Here is a 22,661-nt window from a genome sequence, read left to right as displayed (position 1 = left end):
GCTACGGCCGGCCCGGAGCGGCTCCGGTGGGGCGGCCCGGGCCGGTGAGCACGAGCCCGACGACCGCCATGACGACCAGCGCGACGAGCACGACGGCGACGGGTGCGGTCCACGTGCCCGTCGCCGTCTGGAGCGCGCCGACGGCCGTCGGGGCCACCGCGGCGAAGCTGTACCCGACGGACTGGACGGTCGCGGACGCCTGGCGCCCGCGGCGCACCGTCGGGAAGCGCTGGGCCACGAGCGTGAAGACCACGACGAAGTTCGCCGCCTGCGCGACGCCGGCGGCCGACGCCCAGACCGCCCACGCGCCGGGGTCGAGGAGCAGCCCGGCGGGCAGCAGGAGCCACAGCACGGCGATGCCCCCGAACGTCGTGCGCAGGGACAGCCGCCGGACGGCGAGCGGCACGGCGAGGCCGCCGACGATCGCAAATCCCTGGAAGAGCGACGCCGCACCGCCCGCGGCGCTGCGCGGGATACCTGCGAGGTCCTCGAGGATGAGCGGGAGCCACGCGGTGAGCGCGTAGAAGCTCGACGACTGGAGCGCGAACATCGCGCACAGGGCCCACGTGAACGGCGTCGCGAGGACGTGGCGCTCGCGTCGGGCCGCCGCCTCGGGCTCCGTGCCGGTGACGCCCTGCGCCATGCCCTCGGCGACGCGGTCGGCGGTGTCGGCGCCGGGGCGGCGCGCAGGTGCCGGGCGGTCCGCGCGCGCCGGCCGCGGGGGCTCGGCCGGGACGGAGCGCCACCACCACACGAGCGCGACGAGGGCGAGCACGCCCCACGAGACGAGCGCCCAGCGCCAGCCGACCGCGTCCGCGAGCGGCGCGGTGAGCGCCGTCGTCGCGACGGTGCCGACGTTGATGGCTGCGGTGTACAGGCCCGTCACCGTGCTCACGTGCCCCGGGAAGTCGCGCTGGGCGATCATCGGCAGGCCGAGGTTCGCCGTCGTGATGCCGAGGCCGATCAGCACCGTCCCGGCGAAGGTGCCGCCGTGCCCGAGCGCGGCGACCCCGAACAGGTCCAGCGAGCGCAGGAGGGTCCCGGCCAGGATCAGGGCGAGCGCGACCGCGATCGCGGTCCGCAGCGACGACCGCCCGAGCAGTCCCGCGACGGCGGGTGTCGCGAGCGCGAAGCACAGCACGGGGATGCCGGTGAGCAGGCCGGCGGTCGCCGCGGTGAGGCCGAGCTCGGCGGCGACGTCCGTCACCACGGGCGGCAGGGCGGTGATCGGCGCGCGCAGGTTGACCGCCACGAGGAGCACGGCGACGAGCAGCACGCCGTCGACCCCGCCGCCGAAGGTGCGCGGGCGGGAGGCGCTCATGGTGTGGTCTCCGGGTGTCGGGTCAGTCGTCGAACTGCCCGACGACTGTACGCAGGAGCGCGGCGAGCGCGGGTCGTCCGCCCGGTTCCAGCACGTCGAGGATGCGCGACTCGACGGCGAGGAGGTCCGTCATCGCCGTGTCGACGCGCTCGAGCCCGTCCGGGGTCAGCTCGACGAGGACGCCGCGGCGGTCGTCGGGCGAGCGGCGTCGCACCACGAGCCCGCGCGACTCCAGCCGGTCGATCCGGTTGGTCATGGTCCCGCTCGTGACGAGGGTCTGGGTGACGAGCGCGCCGGGGGAGAGGCGGTACGGCTCGCCCGCCCGGCGCAGGGCCGACAGGACGTCGAACTCCCACGTCTCCAGGTGCCCGCGCGCGAACGCCGTCCGGCGCGCCCGGTCCAGGTGCCGGGCGAGGCGGTCGACGCGCGAGAACACGGTGAGCGGCTCGAGGTCCAGGTCGGGGCGCTCGTGCCGCCAGGCCGCGACGATGCGGTCGACCTCGTCGGGTCGCTCGTCCGGGCCCTCGTCCGCGCCCTCGTGCGAGGGCCCGGCGTCGTGGTGCAGCTCCATGACGCGAGGGTACTCGACGTGTCTCGACGTCAAGACTCTTGACGCCGCCGGCCCATGGAGCCGACCCGTCCCGGGTCAGCCCGCGCGCAGCGCGTCCGCGAGCCTGACGCGGGCACCGGTGCGCAGCACCGCGTTGGAGTAGATCTTCGCGGCGAGCCACACGAGCACCGGGATCAGCGCCACGGACAGGCCGAGCGCCAGCAGCGCCTCCCAGGTCTCCGCGCTGCCCAGCGCGATGCGCACCGGCATGAGCAGCGGCGAGCACAGCGGCACGTACGACAACCACACGACGAGGGGGTTGTCGGGCGCCCACGGCGCGACCGAGACGCCGACGATGTACGGCACGATCATGAGGAACGTGACGGGCGTGGTCACCGCGCCGACGTCCTCCTGCCGCGAGACGAGCGCCCCGAGGCCGGCCATGAGCAGCGCGTAGCTGACGAACCCCACGACGAACCACACGAGCGCCCACGCCGCCGCTGTGCCCAGGTCGATCGTGGAGGTGTCCACGAGCCCGAGCCCCAGCGCCGTCCCCACGCCCGCCGCGACGACGAGCGCGACCTGGCCCAGCCCGACGAGGCCGATGCCGAGCACCTTGCCGGCCATGAGCTGCCACGGTCGCACCGTCGCCAGCAGCAGCTCGACGACGCGGCTCGTCTTCTCCTCGACGACGCCCTGCGCGATGAGCTGGCCGCTGATCATGATCGCCATGAACAGCAGGACCCCGGTCACGAGGCCCGTCACGTAGCGGGCGGGGTCGAACTCGCTCGGCTCCCCGATCGTGCGCACGGTCGGCTGCGCGGTCGCGACCGCGGACGACACCTCCGCGGGGTCGCCGCCGAGCTCGCTCACGGCGCCGGCCAGCGCCGACTGCTGGGCGAGCGTCGTCAGGACCGGCGCCAGCGGTTCGCCGAGCTCCGACTCGACGACGACCGTCCAGTCGTCGGCCGACCCCGTGAGGAGGGCGTCGAGGTCGCCCTCGCGCACCCGCTCCTCGCCGGCCGCCTCGTCGGCGACGTCCACCGTCTCGACCGCAGTCCCGAGCGCCTCGCCCGTGGCCGTGACCGGCTGCGCGAGCGACGTCGTGCCCGGCGCGAGGCCGATGCGCTGCGCCTCCGGTCCCGACGACGTCGCGAGGTTGAGCACGACCCCGCCGAGCACCACGGCCGCGACGAGCACCACCGTCAGCCAGACGAACGACTTCGAGCGCAGGCGCGTCGTGATCTCGCGGCCCGCGACGAGGCGGATCGCGCCCCACGACGACAGCTCCGCCGCGGCACCCGGTGCCCCGCCCGCGCGCGTCGCGCGTCCGGCGTCGTCCGGTCGTGTCGTGCTCATGCCGGCACCTCCTCGGTCGATCGGCTCGTGGTCGCGGCGTCCTCGGACGCGGGCGAGCTCACCACGTCGCGGTACAGCTCCGTGAGGGACGGGCGCACCACCGCGAACTCGCGCACGGGTCCGGCGGCGAGCGCCGCACGGAGCACCGCCTGCTCGCGGCCGGGTGCGCCGTCGGCCCCGGCGCCGGGCGCGAGCTCGACCACGGTGCGCGAGCCCTCGAGGCTCACGGCGCGCGCGTCGGGCACCGCACCGATCCACGTGGCGCCGGGCGGACCGTCCACGACCCAGCGCTCGGTCTCCGTACGGCGCAGGTCGTCGATCGTGCCGACCGCGACCATCTCGCCGTCCTTGATGATCCCCACGCGGTCGCACAGCCGCTCGACGAGGTCGAGCTGGTGCGAGGAGAACACGACGGGGACGCCGGCGTCCGCGCGGTCGCGCAGGACGTCGCTCATGACGTCCACGGCGACGGGGTCGAGCCCCGAGAACGGCTCGTCGAGGACGAGCACCTCCGGGTCGTGGGTGAGCGCGGCGGCGAGCTGGACGCGCTGCTGGTTGCCGAGGGACAGCTTCTGCACCTCGTCGCCACGCCGTGCGGCCACGCCGAGGGTCTCCGTCCAGCGCGTCATCGCGTCGCGCGCGGCGCTCGTGGAGAGCCCGTGCAGCCTCGCGAGGTACGTCAGCTGGTCCGCGACCGGCATCCGCGGGTAGAGGCCGCGCTCCTCGGGCATGTAGCCGATGCGCCGCCGCTCGTCAGGACCGATGGGCCGTCCGTCGTACCGCACCTCGCCGCCGTCCGCGGCGAGCACGCCCAGGACGATGCGCATCGTCGTCGTCTTGCCCGCGCCGTTGGAGCCCACGAACCCGAAGATCTCGCCGTCGCGCACGTCGAACGTCGTGCCGCGCAGCGCCCGGACGGATCCGTAGGACTTCGTCAGCGAGTCGATCTCGAGAGTCGCCATGTCACCACCGAACCACGAGGACGCGGCCGCAGGACAGGACAGATGTCATGTCCGGCGAGGCCGTGCTGCCGCCCGACGGTACGGCGTGACGCCCGCGCGACCCGTCGGCACGGGGGTGCAAGCACCGCCACGGGTGAATTGACGGGGTGAACCGCGTCACCGGCGAGCGTCGGGAAGGGGCCTCTGACCTGCACGGACGTCCGCGCAGGTGCGATCACGACGATTGTGTTGGACGAGCGTTCAGTACCTATTCTGAACGCGTCGCGGCTGCCGGTGCCGGCAGCCGCGCGCACACAAGAAAATGACCTGCTCGGTCCCTCTTGGCGGAGCGCGAACCGAGCAGGTCCTCCCGTTCAGGAAGGTCCTCAGCGTCCCATGCGCACTGCGATGGGGGCAACACTCGGTGCTGCCCTCCTCCTCGTCCTGCCCGCGGTCCCCGCGGCGGCGAGCAGCCCCGACCACGCCACGCCCTACGCCGTCCTGCCGGACGGTCTGCAGCTCCCCGCGGGGGACACGTTCCCCGACGGCGGGCACGTCAACATCGAGTACACGGCCGACGGGCTGCCCCACGCGGGGATCCACTTCGAGAGCGTCAACGGCCAGGCGTCGGGCGCGTTCGTCGGAGCGTCGTACCTGCCGTGGAGCACTCTCGTCACGGCGGACGAGTACTGCATCACGTGGGTCCAGGTGGGCCACTACAGCGAGCACTTCGGCGAGGGCGGCGAGGCGCCCGTGTGCTCCGACGGCTCCACCCCGCCGACGCCGCCGCCCACGGTGCCGACCGGGCCGGTGCCGAGCGAGCCCGCCGCGCCGGCCGAGCCCACCGCGCCGGCCGAGCCCACCGCGCCGGCCGATCCCACCGCGCCGACCGACCCGGGTGAGCCGGGCGAGCCGACCCTGCCGACCGTGCCGACCGACCCTGCCCCCGGCGACGGCCCTGCCGAGCCCGAGGTCCCGTCAGCGCCCGCGACACCGGTCGAGGAGGCGCGCACGTCTCCCGCCGGCCCGGGGGCGGCGGGCTCCGGGGGCAGGACGGGGACGTCCGGGGCAGTCCCTCCCGCCGCCGACGGTCCGGCGACCGTGGCGGACGGCGCCCCGGCACGGACCGCGGCGGACGCGCGGCCGGTGCTGGCGACGACCGGGTCGTCCGGGGCGTGGGCCGTCGGGGCCGCGGCCGCTGCTGGCCTCGGCGGCGTGCTGCTGCTCGCCGCGCGCCGGTGGCGCGAGCGTGCGGAGGTCAGCGCTTCGTCGGCGCCGTGAGCCTCGGCCGCTTCTCCATGTCGGCCAGGCCGTTCCAGGCGAGGTTGACCAGGTGCGCGGCGACCTCGGACTTCTTGGGGGAGCGCGCGTCGAGCCAGTACTGACCGGTCAGCGCGACCATGCCGACGAGCATCTGCGCGTAGATCGGGGCGACCTTGGGGTCGAGGCCGCGCGTGGAGAACTGGTCCGCGAGGAGGTGCTCGACCTGCGTCGCGACGTCGCCGATGAGGCTGGAGAACGTGCCCGTGGCCTGGGCCACGGGGGAGTCGCGCACCAGGATCCGGAAGCCGTCCTCGGACGCCTCGATGTAGGACAGCAGCGCGAGGGCGGTGCGCTCGAGCAGCACCTTCGGGTGCCCGCCCTCGTCCAGCGCGCCCGAGAGCGCGGCCGTCAGCGCCTGGACCTCCCGGTCGACGACGACCGCGTAGATCCCCTCCTTGCCGCCGAAGTGCTCGTACACGACCGGCTTGGACACCTCCGCCCGCGTGGCGATCTCCTCCACGCTCGTGCCCTCGAACCCCTTCTCCGCGAACAGGCCGCGGCTGACGGCGAGCAGCTGCTCGCGCCGCTGGCTCGCGGTCATGCGGGAACGGGGGGTGCGTCGGGAGTCGGCCACGGGACCATCATGCCTGCCCACCGGTCGGCGCCGCGGGACGCGACCGCAGGTCGCGGGGGCGGCGCGAGGTCGCGCGCCGGGCACGACGCGCGACCTGGCAGACTGTTCCCGGACGCACGACGCCGCTGCTGCCCCGGGCGCGAGCCCGGTGCCGGTCCTGCGTCACGGTCCGGTCCGCCTTGGTGTAATCGGCAGCACAAGGGTTTTTGGTGCCCTTGGTCCAGGTTCGAGTCCTGGGGGCGGAGCACGTGCCACCGATCCCGAGGGGAACATCCATGGAAGCTCAGCAGGGCACCGACGTGCGCGTCGCCCCCGCTGCCGTGATCGTCCTCGCCGCAGGCGAGGGCACACGGATGAAGTCGTCCACCCCGAAGATGCTGCACACGCTCGCGGGCCGCAGCCTGCTCGGGCACGTGCTCGTCGCGACGCGCTCGCTCGACCCGGCGCTGCTCGCCGTCGTGGTGCGCCACGAGCGCGACCGCGTGGCCGAGCACGCCCTCGGCGTCGACGCCGGCGTGCTCGTCGTCGACCAGGACGAGGTCCCGGGGACCGGCCGCGCCGTGCAGTGCGCGCTCGCCGCGCTCGACGCCCGGGCGCACGCGCTCGCCGTCGTCGACGGCGTGCCCGACGGCGAGGAGGGCCGCGGCCTCGGCGACGGGCTCGAGGGCCCGGTCGTCGTCACGGCGGGCGACACCCCGCTGCTCGACGGCGACACCCTTGCCCAGCTGCTGGCGGCGCACGTCGCGGACGGCAACGCGGTCACGATGCTCACGACCGAGCTCGCGGACGCGACCGGCTACGGGCGCGTGGTGCGCGACGCCACGGGCGACGTCGAGCGGATCGTCGAGCACAAGGACGCGAGCCCGGACGAGCTCGAGATCCGCGAGATCAACGCCTCGATCTACGTCTTCGACGCCGCGGTGCTGCGCCGCGGGCTGGCCGGCCTCGGTCGCGACAACGCCCAGGGCGAGGTCTACCTGACGGACGTCGTGGCCGCGGCACGGGCCGAGGGCGGCTCCGTCCGGGCGCTGGTCTCGGACGACCCGACGGTCGTGGAGGGCGTCAACGACCGGGTCCAGCTCGCGGCGCTGCGCGCCGAGCTGAACCGCCGCGTCCTCGAGGACTGGATGCGCGCCGGCGTGACCGTCGTCGACCCGGCGACCACGTGGGTCGACGTCGACGTCGAGCTGGCGCGCGACGTCACGCTCCTGCCGGGCACGCAGCTGCACGGCGCGACGGTCGTCGGCGAGGGCGCCACCGTCGGCCCGGACACGACCCTCACGGACACCGAGGTGGGGCCGGGCGCCACCGTGACCCGCACGCACGGCACGCTGGCGGTGCTCGGCGCGGGGACGAGCGTCGGTCCGTTCGCCTACCTGCGTCCGGGCACGGTGCTCGGCGCGGAGGGCAAGATCGGCACGTTCGTCGAGACCAAGAACGCCGAGATCGGCGAGGGCTCCAAGGTCCCGCACCTGTCGTACGTGGGCGACGCGACGATCGGCGCCCACACCAACATCGGCGCGGCGTCGGTGACCGTGAACTACGACGGCGTGCACAAGCACCGGACCGTCATCGGGTCGCACGCCCGCACGGGCGCGGACAACATGTTCGTCGCCCCGGTGACCGTGGGCGACGGCGCGTACACCGCGGCGGGGTCCGTGATCCGGCGCGACGTGCCCGCGGGGGCGCTCGGCGTCAGCGGCGGCCAGCAGCGCAACATCGAGGGCTGGGTCGAGCGTCGCCGCGCCGGCACGGCGGCCGCCGACGCGGCCGCCGCCGCACGTGCGAGCGACCCGGAGACCCCGGTCGTGGGGGCTCAGGCACAGGCGCAGCTCGCCGACCACTCCGCCGCGGCGACGGCCGACCGCCCGACGCCGCCTCCGCCCGGCCCCGACCTCGAGAGCACGCTCGACGCCCTGCGCAGCGCGCGGCCGGCCGACTGACCGCGCGCCAGGTCGCGCTCCGCGCGTCCGCCCACGACGACCCGACCCCGGACACCGAAGGAAGCACCGCATGAGCAGCACGATCGCCGGCAACGGGGAGAAGTCCCTGGTCCTCGCCTCGGGGCGCGCGCACCCCGAGCTCGCGAACGACGTCGCGCGGGAGCTGGGGATCGACCTCCTCCCGACCACGGCCTACGACTTCGCGAACGGCGAGATCTACGTCCGGTTCGGGGAGTCGGTGCGCGGCGCGGACGTGTTCATCCTCCAGAGCCACACGGCGCCGATCAACCAGTGGATCATGGAGCAGCTGCTCATGGTCGACGCCGCGAAGCGCGCGTCGGCGCGCACCATCACGGTCGTGCAGCCGTTCTACGGGTACGCGCGCCAGGACAAGAAGCACCGCGGGCGCGAGCCCATCTCGGCCCGGCTCATGTCCGACCTCTTCACCGCCGCGGGCGCCGACCGTCTCATGAGCGTCGACCTGCACGCCGCGCAGACGCAGGGCTTCTTCGACGGGCCGGTCGACCACCTGTGGGCCATGCCCATCCTGACCGAGTACGTCAAGACGCGTGTGGACACGTCCAACGTCACGGTCGTCTCGCCCGACGCCGGGCGCATCCGCGTGGCCGAGCAGTGGGCGGCGAAGCTCGGGGGCGGACCGCTCGCGTTCGTCCACAAGACGCGCGACATCACGCGGCCCAACCAGGCCGTCGCGAACCGCGTCGTCGGCGAGGTCGAGGGCCGCGACTGCGTGCTCGTCGACGACCTCATCGACACCGGCGGCACCATCGCCGAGGCGGTGCGCGTGATCCTCGAGGCGGGCGCCAAGTCGGTGGTCGTGGCCGCGACGCACGGCGTCCTGTCCGACCCGGCGGCCCAGCGCCTGTCGGAGTGCGGCGCGAGCGAGGTCGTCATCACCGACACCCTGCCGATCGCCGCGGACAAGCGGTTCCCGCAGCTCACGGTGCTGTCGATCGCGCCGCTCGTCGCGCGCGCGATCCGCGAGGTGTTCGACGACGGCTCCGTCACCTCGCTGTTCGACGGCAACAGCTGACGTGCGGTCCGCCCGGCCGACCCGTGACATTCGACAGGGTCGGCCGGGCGGGGCGTCCCCTAGCGTGGGGACCATGCTCATCCTCGAGGACTACCTCCTGCTGACGCTGGACGACGCGACCGGCAAGACCGTCGTCGACGCCTCGTACCGCGAGCAGGTGGCCGCGGGCGCGCTCCTGGTCGAGCTCGCGCTCCTCGGGCGGGCCGACCTCGCGGGGGACGGCGACGGCGGGCGCGTCGGACGCATCGTCGTCCGGGACGCCTCCACCACGGGCAACGCGCTGCTCGACGAGGCCCTCGACGTCGTCCGGTCGAAGGAGGGCTCGAAGCCCAAGGCGCTCGTGGGACCGATCGCGAAGCTCAAGCCGGCCGCGCGCGCGGTCGCCTCGCTCGCCGACCGCGGCGTGCTGCGCCGCGAGGAGGGGCGGGTGCTCGGCATCTTCCCGACCACCCGCTGGCCCGCGGCCGACTCCCGGCACGAGGACGCCGTCCGCCGCGACCTGTGGCGCGTGCTCGTCGACGGCGAGGAGCCGGCCGAGCGCACGGCTGCGCTCGCGGCGATCCTCGCCGCGACGGGCCAGGCGGGACGCGTGCTCGCCGCGGGCGGCGGCCGGGGAGCGCCGGTCGTCGTCGACGGCGCACCGGGGTGGACGGCGGCGCAGCGGCGGGCCGTCGACGCGCGGGCGAAGCAGATCGCGGCCGACAGCTGGGCCACCCTCGCGGTCAAGGCCTACGTCGAGGAGATCACCGCGGCGATCGTCATCGGCGCCACGGTGGCGACGACGTCCGCCGCCGCGTCCGGCTGACGGGCGGCGCCGGGTTTCGTCGGGGGCGCGGCCCCGGGTACAGTAGCCAGGTTGCCTCGGCGAGGGACGTCTGACGGCCGGCGAACGCGCACCAGCACGGAGCGCGGTCCGGAGAGTCAGCCAGACCTGTTGGATCTCCGTTATCGACTGGGCGGTCGTCCTGCTGCGCGCGTCCGTCATGTGTCCCGCGCCGACGCAGCCGCCCGTCCGGGAGGCCCTCTCACCGTCCGGACAGCCGACCGCTCCCCACTGGTGGCCGGCCCGCAACTGTCTTCAGGAGTGATCCGAGTGTCCGAGATCAAGCTCGCCGCCGAGGCCCGCACCGAGTTCGGCAAGGGTGCCGCGCGCCGCATCCGTCGTGCCGACAAGATCCCCGCCGTCCTCTACGGGCACGGCAGCGACCCGGTCCACGTGACCCTCCCCGGCCACGAGACGATGATGGCGCTCAAGCACTCGAACGCCCTCTTCTCGATCGACATCGAGGGCCGTGCGCAGCTCGCGATCGCCAAGGACGTCCAGCGCGACCCGGTCAAGGGCGTCATCGAGCACGTCGACCTGCTCATCGTGTCGAAGGGCGAGAAGGTCGCCGTGGACGTCCCGGTGCACGTCGTCGGCGAGTCCGCGCCCGGCACGATCCACCTCGTCGACCTGCAGACGCTGGCGATCGAGGCCGAGGCGACGCACCTGCCCGAGTGGATCGAGGTGTCGATCGACGGCATGGAGGCCGGTACGTCGGTCACGGCGGGCGACGTCTCGCTGCCCCAGGGCTCGACGCTGACCGCGGACCCGGAGCTCGTCGTCGTGTCGATCTCCCTGCCGCAGGCCGAGGAGCCGTCGGAGGACGCCACCGCCGAGGAGGGCGACGAGGCGACCGCCGGAACTGCCGCGGAGTGACCCACCGGGTCGGCCCAGGCCGGCCCCGCCGTGCGCCCGGTACCGTGACGGTGCCGGGCGTTCGTGCGCCCGCAGACGTGAAGGACGAGGTGACATGACCGACCAGCCCTGGCTCGTCGTCGGGCTCGGCAACCCGGGGGACCGGTACGCCGCCACCCGGCACAACCTCGGCAACATGGTGCTCGACCTCCTCGCGGGGCGTGCCGGCGTGCGGTTCGCACGCCACCCCCGCGCGCAGGCTGCCGTCGCGGAGGGCCGGATCGGCATGCTCCCGGGTGGGCGGCCCGGGCCGCGCGTGGTGCTCGCCAAGCCCACGACGTACATGAACGTCTCGGGCGGGCCCGTGTCCGGTCTCGCGCGCTACTACGGCGTCGACCCGGAGCACGTGGTCGTCGTCCACGACGAGGTGGACATCCCCTTCGGCGCCGTGAAGCTGAAGATCGGCGGGGGCGAGGGTGGCCACAACGGCCTGCGCGACATCACCAAGGCGCTCGGCACCAAGGAGTACGTGCGCGTGCGCGGCGGCGTCGGCCGCCCGCCCGGGCGCACGGACACCGCCGACTTCGTGCTGAAGAACTTCTCCGGCGCGGAGGCCAAGGAGCTGCCGTTCCTGCTCGACGACGCGGCCGACGCGGTCGAGACCGTCCTGACCGAGGGGCTCCTCGCCGCGCAGGGCCGGTTCCACACCCGCGTCTGATGCCCCGGGCAAGCGCCCCCGCCGCAGAACCGGCCAATTCACCCGGGTGAGGTACCCCCGTGGCCGCCGTCCGGCGCTCGTCGCCCACCTACGCTGGGACGTCGGCTCGGCGAGGGAGGTCGTATGACGGAAGGGGTGGCGCTCGCCCACGACTACGCCACGCAGCGCGGGGGCGCCGAGCGCGTCGCGCTGCTGCTCGCCGATGCGTTCCCGGGCTCGCCGATGTACACGACGCTGCACCACCCCGCCGGGACCTTCCCCGAGTTCTCCGCGCTCGACCTGCGCACCTCGGCCCTCGACCGCGTGGAGCTCCTGCGCCGCCACCACCGCCTCGCGCTGCCCGTCCTCGCCCCGGCCGTCGACCGCCAGCGCGTCGACGCCGACGTCCTCGTCGCGTCCTCGACCGGCTGGGCGCACGGCTACCGCGGTGCGCGGCGCACGGTGGTGTACTGCCACGCCCCGGCCCGCTGGCTCTACCAGCGCGACCGCTACCTCGGCCCGGACGAGGGCGGCACGGGCGACCGCGCCCGACGACGCGCGGCGGCCTCCGCGCTCGGCGTGCTCACGCCGGCGCTGCGCCGGTGGGACCGTGCCGCGGCGCGCCGCGCCGACGTCTATCTCGCGAACTCGACGGTCACCCGGCGCGCGATCCGGGAGGCGTACGGGATCGAGGCGGAGGTGCTGCCCCCGCCGCCCGCGATGCTGCCCGCCGGCGAGGAGTGCGCCGTCCCCGGCGTCGAGCCCGGGTTCCTGCTGTGCGTCGCGCGGCTCCTGCCGTACAAGAACGTGGACGTCGTGGTCGAGGCCGCCCAGGCGACCGGACGCACCCTCGTCGTGGTCGGGGACGGTCCCGACCGCGGTCGTCTCGCCGCGCTCGCCGCACGCACCGGCACCGTGCACCTGCTCGGCCGGGTCGACGACGCGACGCTGCGCTGGGTCTACCGGAACGCCGCCGCGCTCGTCGCCGCGTCGTACGAGGACTACGGGCTGACCCCGCTCGAGGCGGGCGCGTTCGGCCGACCCAGCGTCGTGCTGCGCGACGGCGGCTACCTCGACACCGTCGTGGAGGGCGTCACGGGGGAGTTCTTCGACGCCCCCCGGGTCGAGCTCGTGGCGCAGGCCGTCGAGAGCGCGGCCGCGCGGACGTGGGACCATGACGCCGTGACCGCGCACGTCGCGACCTTCGGCCGCGAGCGCTTCACCGCGCGGCTGCGTGCCGTCGTGGAGCAGGAGTCCGGCCGCGCCTCGGCGGTGCGCGCGGCCGGCCGGGACAGGAGCGACCGATGACCATCCGCGAGTTCTTCCGCACCATCTGGGCAGGCAAGTACTACGTGCTCGCCGCGGTGCTGGTCGTCACCGCCGGTGCGCTGCTCTACCTCGTGCGGCAGGAGACGCTCTACCGCGCGACCGCCACGGTGCAGCTCTACGGGGTCCAGAGCGCGCAGGGCGGCGAGCAGCTCGTCGAGGTCACGGTCGCGACCGACGCGGACGACGTGAGCTCGCCCGAGGTCGCCGACGCGGCCGCCGCGGCGCTCGGCGACCCCGAGGCCGCGGACGGGCTCGCCGCCGAGGTCACCGGTTCCTTCGACGGCGAGACGAGCACCATGGCGGTCGAGGCGACGACGCCCGACCCGGCGCGCTCCGTGGACGTGGCGAACGCGTTCGCCGACGCGTACGCGGCGCGGCTCGTGGCCATCCAGGCCGCCCAGGTGGAGCTGCTCGACGCGCGCCGCCAGGCGCTCGCGCAGGAGCTGCGGACCGTGCGGCAGCGCCTCGCCGCCGACACGGACGACCCGCTCGCGCTCGCCGAGCAGGACATCATCGTCGACGACTACTCCGCGCTCACCGTCGAGATCAACGCGCTGCGCGGCATCGCGGTGCCGGGCGAGGTCGTGGCCCCGGCGACGGGCGCGGAGGCGCTCGGCCTCTCCGCGCCGACCGTGCTGGCGCTCGCCGTGCTGGTGGGGCTGCTCGCGGGCGTCGGGCTGGCGTTCGGGCGCCGCGGCCTCGACGTGCGCGTGCGCTCGGCCGCCGAGTCGACGCACCTCACCGAGACCCCCGTGCTCGCGGAGCTCTACGGCGCCCGCCCGGCGGAGAAGGAGTTCGCCCACACGCTCGCGCTGCCCGTGGCGAGCAAGGTCGCCAGCCCGTTCACGGAGTCGATCCGCGAGCTGCGCACGGCGGTGCAGGTGTCGACGGCCGGGCTGAAGCACGCGGTCGTGGTCGTGACCGCCGCCGACCCGTCCGCGCCGCGTGCCTTCATCACCGCGAACCTCGCGGCGTCGTTCGCCCTCAGCGGGCGCCGCACCGTCGCGATCTCCGGCGACCTGCGCCGCCCGCAGCTCGACACCCTGCTCCCGCCGCCGGAGTCGTGGCACGGCGACGAGCACGAGCTGCGGCCGACGACGGTGCCCAACCTGCGCGTCATGCCGGTCCCCGAGGAGGAGATGGACCCGGCCGACTTCCTCGCGACGCCACGCGCGCGCCAGCTCGTGCGCAGCCTGCGCGACCACGCCGAGGTCGTGGTGGTCGACGCACCGCCCGTCCTGGCCGCGGCCGACGCGACGATCCTCGGCGGCTACTCCAACGGTGTCGTGCTGATCGCCGCCGCGGGACGCACCGACCGCGCCGTGCTCGTCGCGGCGACGGACCGCCTGCGGGTCAGCAACGTCCCGCTCCTCGGCGTCGCGCTCACCGGCGTGAAGGGGGACCGGCGCATGCTCTACGCGTCGACGTACGGCGAGGGCGGCCACGCACCTGGGCCCGGGGACCACGAGTCCGCGGACCGCGAGGGCACGGAGCACGAGGGCACGGAGCACGACGGGACCGAGCGTCGGAGCACGGAGCGCCCGGAGGGAGAGGCCCGCGTGCGCGAGCCCGCGGACGCCCGGGTCGAGCGCCGCGCGCCCGGGCCGGACGACGCCTCCGCACCGGACGAGGACGTCGCGACGGGGGCCGCGACGCACGGGGCGGACTCCGGCCGCGAGCGCGCGCGGCCCGCGCGGGACGAGGCGACGGCCGCTCCCGGCGGAGCGTCCACCCGGCGCGCCAGCGTGGCGGCCGCGGCGGTGACGGTCGAGCGCCCCGACGCGTCCGATCGCAGGCCCGGGGGTCGGCGACCGGTGCTGTCGCCGTCGTGGAGCAAGGTCGAGCCCGCCGCCCCGGAGCAGGACGACGTCGGGGCGCCGACGGCGTCCCGCAAGCGACCGTTCCGGTGGTGAGCCGGCGCACGACCCGCCCGCTGCGCGTCCTCGTCCTCGACCACACGGCCGACCTGGGCGGCGCCGAGCTGGCGCTCGTGCGCACGTGCGCAGCCCTGGACGACGGTGTCGACGTCCGTGCCGTCCTGTTCGCGGACGGGCCACTGCGCGGACGGCTCGAGGACGTCGGCGTCCGGGTCGACGTCCTGCCGCTCGCTGGTGCCGTGGCAGCCGCCGACCGCGACCGGGCGGGCAGGCTGTCGCCGTGGACGCTCGTCGCGGCGGCGCGCACCCTCCCCTTCCTCGTCCGTCTCGCGCGGCACGTGCGCCGGTCGCGCCCGGACGTGGTGCACACGACGTCGCTCAAGGCCGACCTGCTCGGCGTCGTGCCCGCCGCCGTCGCCCGCCGACCGCTCGTCTGGCACGTGCACGACCGGATCGCGCCCGACTACCTGCCGGGCGTGCTGGTCCGGCTGGTGCGCGGACTCGCCCGCGTCGCGCCCGCCGCCCTCGTGGCGAACTCCCGGGCGACCGCGGCGACGCTGCCGGTGCACGCGCGCGTCGCGTACCCGGGGTTCGCGCCCGAGCAGGCCCGCGGTGATCAGGTCGCCGTCCCGGGACGAGGACGCTCCGACGACGAGCCCCCGGTGGTCCTCATGGTCGGGCGCCTCAGCCCGACGAAGGGCCAGCTCGAGGTGGTGCGCGCGATGCCCGCGGTGCGCGAGGCCGTCCCTGGGGCGCGCCTGCGCATCGTCGGGGACGCTACGTTCGGCGCCGCGGACTACGCCGAGCGCGTGCGCGAGGAGGTGCGGCGCCTCGGTCTCGAGGACGCCGTCGACCTCGTCGGCTTCGTGGCCGACACGCGCGCCGAGCTCGACCGCGCCGCCGTGTGCGTGCACGCGTCGCCGGTGCCCGAGCCCTTCGGGCAGGTCGTCGTGGAGGCCATGGTGCGCGGCGTGCCCGTGGTCGCGACGCGGGCGGGCGGGGTCGAGGAGATCCTCGACGACGACCGTGACGACGACGACCATGACGACGACCATGACGCCGACCTCGGCCAGGACGAGAACGGCGACGGCGGGGCGCTCGGGCTGCTCGTCCCGCCGGGCGACGTGGCCGCGATCGCCGCCGCGGTGCGGCAGGTCCTCACCATGCCCGACTCCGCGCGGGCGCGGGCGGCTCGCGCCCGCGCGTCGGCGCTGCGGCGGTTCCCCGTCGCCCGTACCGCGCGGGTCCTCACCGAGGTGTGGAGCGACGTGTCCGGTCGATCGCCGCGCGCATGAGCGCCGCCTGGTCCTCCCAGGTCGGGACGTCGGGCGGCGTGCCGGTCAGCGCACCGGCCTCGGGGACGGGTGCGTCGTCCAGCGCGGCCAGGACCGCCTCGGGGAAGTGCGTCGCGTCCGCGACACGGACGCCGGGGTCGTCGCGGAACCCGGCGACCGGCGTCGTGACCACCGGACGTCCCACCGCCCGGTACTCGTAGAGCTTGAGGGGGTCGAGGCTCTCCGTGAAGTCGTTGACCAGGTGCGGCACGAGCAGCACGTCCGCGTGCCGCAGGTAGCCGGGCACCGTGGTCCAGGGCCGGGAGCCGAGCAGCACGACGTCCTCGCGGGCCAGCGCCTCGCGGTCCGCGCGGGCGACGTCGACGACGGGGCCGACGACGGCGACGCGTGCCCGTCCGCGCAGCGCCCGCGCGGTCGCGAGGAGCAGCCGCACGTCGAAGCGGTCCGGGTGCACCGTGCCGACGTAGAGCGCCACGCGACCCGCGGGCAGGTCGGCGGGCCGGTCGTGCGGCGCGCGGTACCGGCCGAGGTCGACGCCGTTCGTCACGAGCGTCACGTCCCGCTCGGCACCCTTGCGCCGCACGAGGTCCGGCGAGCACACGGTCACCTCGGCGCACCGGTCGAGCAGCGTGCGCTCGTCGGCGACGAGACGGTCGTGCTCGGCCGGGCCGCGGTCGGCGGCGAGCCAGTCGTCCGTCACGTCGTACAGCGCCGGCCAGCCGGTGCGGACGACGGACGCCGCACCCGACGGGTCGTTGACCCACAGCACCGGCCGGCGCAGGCCCGCCCGCGCGGTCGCGCGCTCGACGCTGCGCGCGAGCCGGTCGTCGACGCGCGGGTCGACGCGGCGGGGGAGCCACTTCGTGGGCTGGTGCAGCAGGATCCGGCCCGGCGCGACGCCCGCGACGGCCGGCGCCGGGCGCAGCCCGCGGCCGCGCCGGGGGAACGCCCGACGGCTGAGGCGGTGCAGCGGGTCGGCAGCCGGCTCCACGAACAGCACCCGCAGCGTGGGGTCAGCGCGGCACAGCTCCGCGACGAGGTACTGGTTGCGCCGCCACACGTCGTCCCACGCCTCGAGCGACAGGACGACGACGCCGTCGTCGCTCACGCGACCACCCTCGCGTAGACGGCATCGGTCCCGGCGACCTGCGCGGCGGGCGTGTAGCGCGCGCGCTGGGCGTCGCGGCCCGCCGCGGCGCACGCGTCGCGACGGTCCGGGTCCCCGGCGAGCACGGCCAGGGCGTGCGCCGCGGCGGTGGCGTCGCCCGGGGCGAAGAGCGCCAGCGGGTCGACGCCGTCGAGCGTCTCCAGGTGACCGCCGGCGGCCGCGGCGACGACGGGCAGGCCGCTCGCCATCGCCTCGAGCACGCTGAGACCGAGGCCCTCGACGGGGCACGTCGCCACGAGGAGGCCGGCGCGGTCCAGCAGCGCCTCCACGTCGTCGCGCGCGCCGAGGAACCGCGTGGTCTCGCCGATCCCGAGCCGGTCGGCCTGCGCCCCGAGCGCGGGCCGCTGCGAGCCGTCACCGGCGACGTCGAGCCGCCAGCCCGCGGCCGCCAGGCCCGACCTCGCGAACGCGTCGAGCGCGACGTCCGTGCGCTTCTCCGGCTCGAGCCGCTGGACGAGGAGGACGACGGGCTCGCGCTCGCGCGCCGCGAGCCCGTCGGGGCGCGTCTCGACGCCGACGGGGACGACCGTGCTCGGCCCGTCGACGTGCTCGGCGACGTAGCGGCTGATGGCGATCTGCTCGCGCACGACGGACGACGCGAGGGCCGCCACGACCGCACCGCGCGTCCCGTGCCCGCGCCGCCGGGCGAAGTGGCGGGTGGAGACGACGGGCGGGAACCCGCGGACGGTGCGCGCGGCGAGGGCGGCCGCTGCCTCCGCGGCCGTCATGTGCACGTGCACGACGTCGGCGGACGGTCCGTGGTGGCGCAGCAGCGCGACGACCTGGCCGGTGGTCGCCGCGGCGCGCAGCGGCACCGCGGGGTCGGCGACGGTCGCGCGCATCCCGGCGGGGTCGCCACCCACGACCGCGACCTGGTGCCCGGCGGCGGACTGGGCGCGGGCCAGGCGGGCGACGTGGCGCTCGACGCCGGCGAACCCGTCCGACCGCACCGCGTGCAGGATCCTCACCGGGGCGCCTCCGTCGGCCTCGGGGCGCCCGCGGCGCCGGGGTCCCGGTCCGCGGCAAGCGCCGCGGCCAGGTCGAGGTAGTGCGCGGCGACCGCGTCCCAGTCGTGGTCCTCCGCCGTCGCGCGCGCCGCCTTCGCGGCGGCCTCACGACCCGCGTCGTCGAGCGCGGCCACCGCCCGCAGACCTCGCCGCACGCCCTCGACGGACCGTTCCACCAGCCATCCCTCGCGGCCGTCCTGCACGACGTCGGGGGCGTACCCGACGGGGGTCACGACGACGGGCACGCCGCACGCGAGGGCCTCGAGCACGACGAGGGCGTTGGCCTCGTAGGCGCTCGGCAGGGCGAGGGCGTCGGCGGCGTGCAGCCACGGCAGCGGGTCGGGCACGCGGCCCGCGAGGTGGACCCGGTCGGCGGCGCCGAGGCGCGCGACGTGGTCGCGCACCTGCGCGAGCATGTCCGGGGTGCCGCCGACGACGCTCACGTGCACGCCGGGGACGTCGGCCGCGGCCTCCAGGAGCAGCCCCAGCCCCTTGCGGTCGAACTCGTGCCCGACGAACACGACGTGCACCGCGTCGTCGGGCACCCCGGCGGCGACGCGGGCGGCAGCACGCTCCTGCGGTGACGGGGGCGCGAACCGGTCGACGTCGACGCCGTTGCCGACGACGACCGCGGGGACCCGCAGCCGCGGGTACGTCGCCCGGAGCCCGTCGCGCTCGGCGGCGGTGAGGTTGACGACGACGCGGTGCCAGCGCCCGCGGTAGCGCAGCGCGTCGCGCGCGGCCGTGAACAGGTGCAGCGGGTTGCGTGCCATGCGCCAGACGTAGCCGCCGCGGGCGCGCATCGCGACACGCAGGATGCCGTGGTTGACGTAGACGTCGCCGGCGAGGACGTCGTTGTGGCAGATCGACACCGCGTCGGGCCGCGCGGCGAGGTACCGCCGGGCGAGCACCGTGCCGACGGTGGAGAACCACACGACGCGCGCGAGCAGCGCGAGCCGGCCGCGCAGGCCCTCGCCGGGCTCGGGCAGCCACGCGCCCCGGGCGTCCGCGAGCGTGAACCTCTCGGTGGCGACGCCGGCGCGGGCGAAGGCCTCCTCCAGGTGGTGGGCGACGCCGCCCACGCCGCTGCCCGGGGCGATGACGGGCGCGATCTGCACGATCCTCATCGGGCGACCATCTCCTGGACCGAGCGCAGGTCGTGCAGCGAGCTCGCCCGGCTCCCGGTCTCGCGCGCCCGTTGCCGCGCCGCGGCGTACGACTCGGCGCCGAGGCACACCCCGACGATCACGAACGGGACGGTGACCTGGACGGAGACCCAGAACAGGTCGAACTGACCCTGGACGAAGCGCATCATGAGCATCGCGAACGCGAGGGTGCCGAACCGCGGGTTGATGCGCCACAGCACGACCATGCCGCCGACGAACAGGACGAGGAACCCGACGAGCCCGACGATCCCGGCCGAGGTGAGCACCTCGAGCTCGACGTTCGGCGGCTGGAACACGAACTCGGTGACGCCCGCCGTCCACCACCGCAGGCCCATGCCGACCCACGGGCTGCGCTGCCACACGTCCACGGAGTCCGCGTACCAGGTCAGTCGCTGGTTGGCGGAGTTGAACTGGTTACCGGACGTGAGCTGCTCCTGGACGGCGAGCACGACGAAGTAGATGGCCGGGATCGCCGCGAGCAGGATGATCTTGGAGCGCTTGCGGTCCGGGTCGCCGCGCAGCGTGATGAGCATGATGCCGATCGCGAGCCCGACGAGCGCCTGGCGCGCCTGGGCGGCGAGCACGCCGAGCGTGCACAGCCAGAACGACGCGAGGGCGAACCAGCGCGGCCAGCCCACCCACCACGGGCGCGCGTACGCGACGAGCGCGGCGAACGCGAGGACGCAGCCGATGAAGTTCTTGTGCATCGCGATGGGCGTCTCGATGTACACGGGGCCGGTGTTGCCCGCCGCGAGCTGCTGCAGGGCGACGAGGCACGTCTGGGCGGCGATGAGCAGGCACGGGACGAGGAAGAGCGTGAGCCCGAGGCGCGCGCGGCCGGAGCGGCCCACCGCCCAGCCGAGGACCAGGGCGCCGCCGACGGAGAGCCACGCGTGGAACCACTCGACGACGTTCGCGCTGAACGGGTTGACGATCACCGTGAACAGCGTGGCGACCTGGTAGACGAGCGACAGCCACAGCATCGCGCGCATCGGTGGCGAGAACGGGCGCGGCGAGAAGAACAGGGCGAACCAGAACGCGCCGAAGAGCGCGAAGTCGCTGAGGGACAGGTCGACGCCGCCCCCGCCGACGCGCTGGACGACGACGAGCGCCGGCATCGCGAGGATCGGCAGCGCCACCGGCTCGTACGCGGTGAGCCCGACGACGAGCACGAGCAGCGCCCCCGCCAGCGCCGCGAGCTGCAGCTCGGGGACGACGAAGCCGAGCACGCCGAGCACCGCGAGCACGACGGCGCCGCCCGCCACCCACGCCGTGACGCCGCGCGCACGGGTCGCGACCGCGCCCGGCGTGCGCGGGGCGCGGTACAGGACGGGGCGCGTGCCCGGGAGCCGCCGCGCCGGTGCCGTCACAGGGCGCGCTCCGCCCGCACGGGTCCGGTGACGTACAGCCGGAGGCGTCGGCGGGCCGCGGCGCGCGCGTCCCCGCGGAGCGCCACCGCACGTGCCACGGCGCCGGCGACCGCGCCCGCCCGCGCGACGGACCAGCCCACGGCCCCGTGGTGCTTGCGCAGGTAGCGCTCCTGGGAGGCGTGGAAGTGGGTCTCACGCCGAGCCGGGTCCGAGCTCGTCGCGCCGCCGAGGTGCATCGCGCGCGCGGCCGGGACCTCGGTGTGCCGCCAGCCGCGTCGGACGGCGCGGAACGCCCAGTCGGTCTCCTCGGCGTAGAGGAAGAAGCGCTCGTCGAACGCGCCGACGTCCTCGATCGCGCGCGCGTTCAGCAGGAGCACGGAGCCGATGACGAACGACCGGTCCGGCGGCGTGCGGCGCAGGCGCGCGAGGCCGACCGCCTCGACCCATGTGGCGACGGGGGAGGGGAAGGGCCACACGACGCGCGCGGCCGTGCCGTCGTCGTCGACCTGCGACGGGCCGACGCTCGCGACGCGCCGCCCGGCGTGCAGGGCCTCCTGGAGCGTCGCGACGTCCTCGGGCGAGACGACGGCGTCCGGGTTGAGCAGCAGGACGTCGGTGCCGGGCGCCTGCCGGTGCGCGAGCGCGTGGTTCACGCCGGCGGCGAACCCCCCGTTGCGTCCGGGGTCGAGGTACCGCCCGCCCGCGAGCTCGGTGACCTCGCGGATCTCGGGCATCGACGAGTTGTCCACGACCGTGATCGGGTACTTCCCGGCGAGCGGGGCGAGCGCGTCGCGCACCATCGCCGGGGAGCCGTAGGCCACGACGACGACCTCGGGCGGGGCCGGGGTGCCGTCCGGCACGGTCGCCCCGACCGCCGCGCGGTACAGGTCGAGGTACTGCCCGGCCACCGCCGTCCACGAGCACGCGGCGGCTCGGCGCGCGCCGTCCGCGCGGAGCCGTCCGGCGAGGCCGTCCTCGGTGAGCACGCGCACGAGCGCGTCGCGCAGCGCGGTGGGGTCCTCGGGCGGGACGAGCAGCCCCGCGCCGCCGACGACGTCGGGCAGCGCGCCGGTGCTCGTGGCGACGACGGGTACGCCGCAGGCCATGGCCTCGACCGCGACGCGGCCGAACTGCTCGACCCAGCCGGGCGTCTCGCGCGACGGCACGGCGAGGACGTCGAGCGAGCGGTAGAACGCGACCAGGTCGTCGCCCTCCAACGGCCCGGCGAACGTCACCCGGTCGCCGAGCGGGCGCGCCCGGACCTCGAGCGTCGCCCGGTCGGGGCCGTCCCCGGCCACCACGAGGTCCAGCCGGTCGTCCGCGGCGACGGCGTCGAGGAGCACGTCCACGCCCTTGTGCGGGGCGAGGCGCCCCGCGTACCCCACGCGCAGGCGCCCGCCCCGGGCGTCCGGGTCGACGACGGGCTCGCTCGTGCGCGCGCCCCCGGTCCGGGGCGCGGGGGAGAAGACTGCCGGGTCGACACCCAGCGGGACGACCGCGACCTCGCCGCGCGCGCCCTTGTCCCGCACGATCCGGCCGGCCTCGGCGTTGCACACCGAGACCCCGGCGGCGCCGCGCAGCGCGCGCGCCTCGAACCACCGGAACAGCCACGGGTACCGCTTGCGCAGGTTCTGCGCCGAGTACAGGACGTACGGCGGGGCGGGGCGGCGCGACAGCACGGCGCGCAACCGGCGCAGCAGCAGGACCTCGGCCGTCGCGAGCGCGAACGGCTCCTCGTGGACGTCGAGCACGTCCCAGTCCTGCCCGAGCGCCCGCCACAGCGGGCGGGGGTCGTAGAGGAACAGGGCCGGGTGGGTGCCGACCGTCCGGACTCCGCGCACCGGCTCGCCGGGCCGGGGGACGAGCCGGACCGGCACCCCGCCCTCGTCCCACACGCGCGCGGACAGCAGGCGCACGTCGACCCCCTGGGACCGGAGCTCGCGCTCGCGCTCGCGCCAGGCGTCGACCACGGCGCTGTGCGAGACGCGGAGGACCCTCATGTGGGAGAT

General features: G+C 75.7%; 19 protein-coding genes and 1 tRNA gene. 10 read left to right on the top strand and 10 right to left on the bottom strand.

The genetic code is table 11. The features are described 5' to 3' along the window. Nucleotide 1 precedes the first annotated feature (1 nt). From ACFTZA_RS11370 to ACFTZA_RS11355, 4 genes are all read right to left on the bottom strand, one after another. On the bottom strand, nt 2-1,321 hold the full coding sequence (locus ACFTZA_RS11370) for a CynX/NimT family MFS transporter (protein ID WP_378194405.1): 1,320 nt from the start codon (nt 1,319-1,321) through the stop codon (nt 2-4). Nucleotides 1,322-1,343: 22 nt separating this feature from the next. Further along, entirely contained in the window at nt 1,344-1,892 is a 549-nt protein-coding gene (locus tag ACFTZA_RS11365) for a MarR family winged helix-turn-helix transcriptional regulator (RefSeq protein WP_378194402.1), read from the bottom strand. Between the two features lie 75 nt (nt 1,893-1,967). Further along, a complete protein-coding gene (locus tag ACFTZA_RS11360) occupies nt 1,968-3,230 on the bottom strand; it encodes an ABC transporter permease (RefSeq protein WP_378194399.1) in 1,263 nt (420 codons plus the stop codon). Further along, on the bottom strand, nt 3,227-4,192 hold the full coding sequence (locus ACFTZA_RS11355) for an ABC transporter ATP-binding protein (protein WP_378194396.1): 966 nt from the start codon (nt 4,190-4,192) through the stop codon (nt 3,227-3,229). Before ACFTZA_RS11355 ends, ACFTZA_RS11360 begins: the two co-directional genes overlap by 4 nt. A gap of 375 nt (nt 4,193-4,567) precedes the next feature. Between ACFTZA_RS11355 and ACFTZA_RS11350 the strand changes: the two genes are divergently transcribed. Further along, nucleotides 4,568-5,452 (top strand): hypothetical protein, encoded by an 885-nt coding sequence (locus ACFTZA_RS11350; protein WP_378194393.1) that lies wholly within the window; start codon nt 4,568-4,570, stop codon nt 5,450-5,452. On the opposite strand, the gene ACFTZA_RS11345 is transcribed toward ACFTZA_RS11350, so the two are convergent. Beyond that, nucleotides 5,430-6,035 (bottom strand): TetR/AcrR family transcriptional regulator, encoded by a 606-nt coding sequence (locus ACFTZA_RS11345; RefSeq protein WP_378194390.1) that lies wholly within the window; start codon nt 6,033-6,035, stop codon nt 5,430-5,432. The genes ACFTZA_RS11350 and ACFTZA_RS11345 overlap by 23 nt on opposite strands. Before the next feature lie 206 nt (nt 6,036-6,241). On the opposite strand from ACFTZA_RS11345, the gene ACFTZA_RS11340 reads away from it, so the two are divergent. The 9 genes from ACFTZA_RS11340 (at nt 6,242) to ACFTZA_RS11300 (ending at nt 15,941) form a co-directional block, all read left to right on the top strand. Beyond that, nucleotides 6,242-6,313 (top strand) — tRNA-Gln (locus ACFTZA_RS11340). A 30-nt stretch (nt 6,314-6,343) separates the two neighbouring features. Beyond that, nucleotides 6,344-8,011: a bifunctional UDP-N-acetylglucosamine diphosphorylase/glucosamine-1-phosphate N-acetyltransferase GlmU gene (gene glmU, locus ACFTZA_RS11335; protein WP_378194387.1), complete on the top strand. Its 1,668-nt coding sequence runs from the start codon at nt 6,344-6,346 to the stop codon at nt 8,009-8,011. A 70-nt stretch (nt 8,012-8,081) separates the two neighbouring features. Further along, complete coding sequence (locus tag ACFTZA_RS11330; RefSeq protein WP_378194383.1) at nt 8,082-9,065, top strand: ribose-phosphate diphosphokinase; 984 nt, start codon at nt 8,082-8,084, stop codon at nt 9,063-9,065. A 73-nt stretch (nt 9,066-9,138) separates the two neighbouring features. After that, complete coding sequence (locus tag ACFTZA_RS11325; protein ID WP_378194379.1) at nt 9,139-9,870, top strand: GPP34 family phosphoprotein; 732 nt, start codon at nt 9,139-9,141, stop codon at nt 9,868-9,870. 288 nt (nt 9,871-10,158) lie between these two features. Then, nucleotides 10,159-10,764: a 50S ribosomal protein L25/general stress protein Ctc gene (locus ACFTZA_RS11320; RefSeq protein ID WP_378194376.1), complete on the top strand. Its 606-nt coding sequence runs from the start codon at nt 10,159-10,161 to the stop codon at nt 10,762-10,764. Between the two features lie 94 nt (nt 10,765-10,858). Next, a complete protein-coding gene (gene pth / locus ACFTZA_RS11315; RefSeq protein WP_378194373.1) occupies nt 10,859-11,461 on the top strand; it encodes an aminoacyl-tRNA hydrolase in 603 nt (200 codons plus the stop codon). A gap of 123 nt (nt 11,462-11,584) precedes the next feature. Then, on the top strand, nt 11,585-12,748 hold the full coding sequence (locus ACFTZA_RS11310) for a glycosyltransferase (RefSeq protein WP_378194370.1): 1,164 nt from the start codon (nt 11,585-11,587) through the stop codon (nt 12,746-12,748). Continuing rightward, the gene (locus tag ACFTZA_RS11305; protein WP_378194367.1) at nt 12,745-14,682 is read left to right on the top strand and encodes a hypothetical protein; all 1,938 of its coding nucleotides are present in this window, start codon (nt 12,745-12,747) and stop codon (nt 14,680-14,682) included. Before ACFTZA_RS11310 ends, ACFTZA_RS11305 begins: the two co-directional genes overlap by 4 nt. After that, nucleotides 14,679-15,941, top strand: coding sequence for a glycosyltransferase (locus ACFTZA_RS11300; protein WP_378194364.1), 1,263 nt, complete (start codon nt 14,679-14,681; stop codon nt 15,939-15,941). Before ACFTZA_RS11305 ends, ACFTZA_RS11300 begins: the two co-directional genes overlap by 4 nt. Here the strand turns inward: ACFTZA_RS11300 and ACFTZA_RS11295 are convergent. From ACFTZA_RS11295 to ACFTZA_RS11275, 5 genes are read right to left on the bottom strand one after another with little or no spacing between them, the layout of a single operon-like run. After that, on the bottom strand, nt 15,895-17,049 hold the full coding sequence (locus tag ACFTZA_RS11295; protein WP_378194361.1) for a glycosyltransferase: 1,155 nt from the start codon (nt 17,047-17,049) through the stop codon (nt 15,895-15,897). The two genes, ACFTZA_RS11300 and ACFTZA_RS11295, sit on opposite strands and share 47 nt — an antisense overlap. Beyond that, nucleotides 17,046-18,077 carry a glycosyltransferase family 4 protein gene (locus tag ACFTZA_RS11290; RefSeq protein WP_378194358.1) on the bottom strand — a complete coding sequence of 344 codons (1,032 nt, stop codon included), beginning with the start codon at nt 18,075-18,077 and terminating at the stop codon, nt 17,046-17,048. The genes ACFTZA_RS11295 and ACFTZA_RS11290 overlap by 4 nt, the downstream gene beginning before the upstream one ends. Further along, nucleotides 18,074-19,243, bottom strand: a complete 1,170-nt coding sequence (locus ACFTZA_RS11285; protein WP_378194355.1) for a glycosyltransferase family 4 protein — start codon at nt 19,241-19,243, stop codon at nt 18,074-18,076. The genes ACFTZA_RS11290 and ACFTZA_RS11285 overlap by 4 nt, the downstream gene beginning before the upstream one ends. Further along, nucleotides 19,240-20,652 (bottom strand): O-antigen ligase family protein, encoded by a 1,413-nt coding sequence (locus tag ACFTZA_RS11280; protein WP_378194353.1) that lies wholly within the window; start codon nt 20,650-20,652, stop codon nt 19,240-19,242. The genes ACFTZA_RS11285 and ACFTZA_RS11280 overlap by 4 nt, the downstream gene beginning before the upstream one ends. Then, a complete protein-coding gene (locus ACFTZA_RS11275; protein ID WP_378194350.1) occupies nt 20,649-22,652 on the bottom strand; it encodes a glycosyltransferase in 2,004 nt (667 codons plus the stop codon). Before ACFTZA_RS11275 ends, ACFTZA_RS11280 begins: the two co-directional genes overlap by 4 nt. Between the last annotated feature and the right edge of the window lie 9 nt (nt 22,653-22,661).

Source organism: Cellulosimicrobium sp. NPDC057127, from assembly GCF_042670945.1.
Lineage (GTDB): Bacteria > Actinomycetota > Actinomycetes > Actinomycetales > Cellulomonadaceae > Cellulosimicrobium.
Note: the sequence above shows the minus strand (reverse complement) of the source record. Positions and strands in the feature narration are given on the sequence as shown.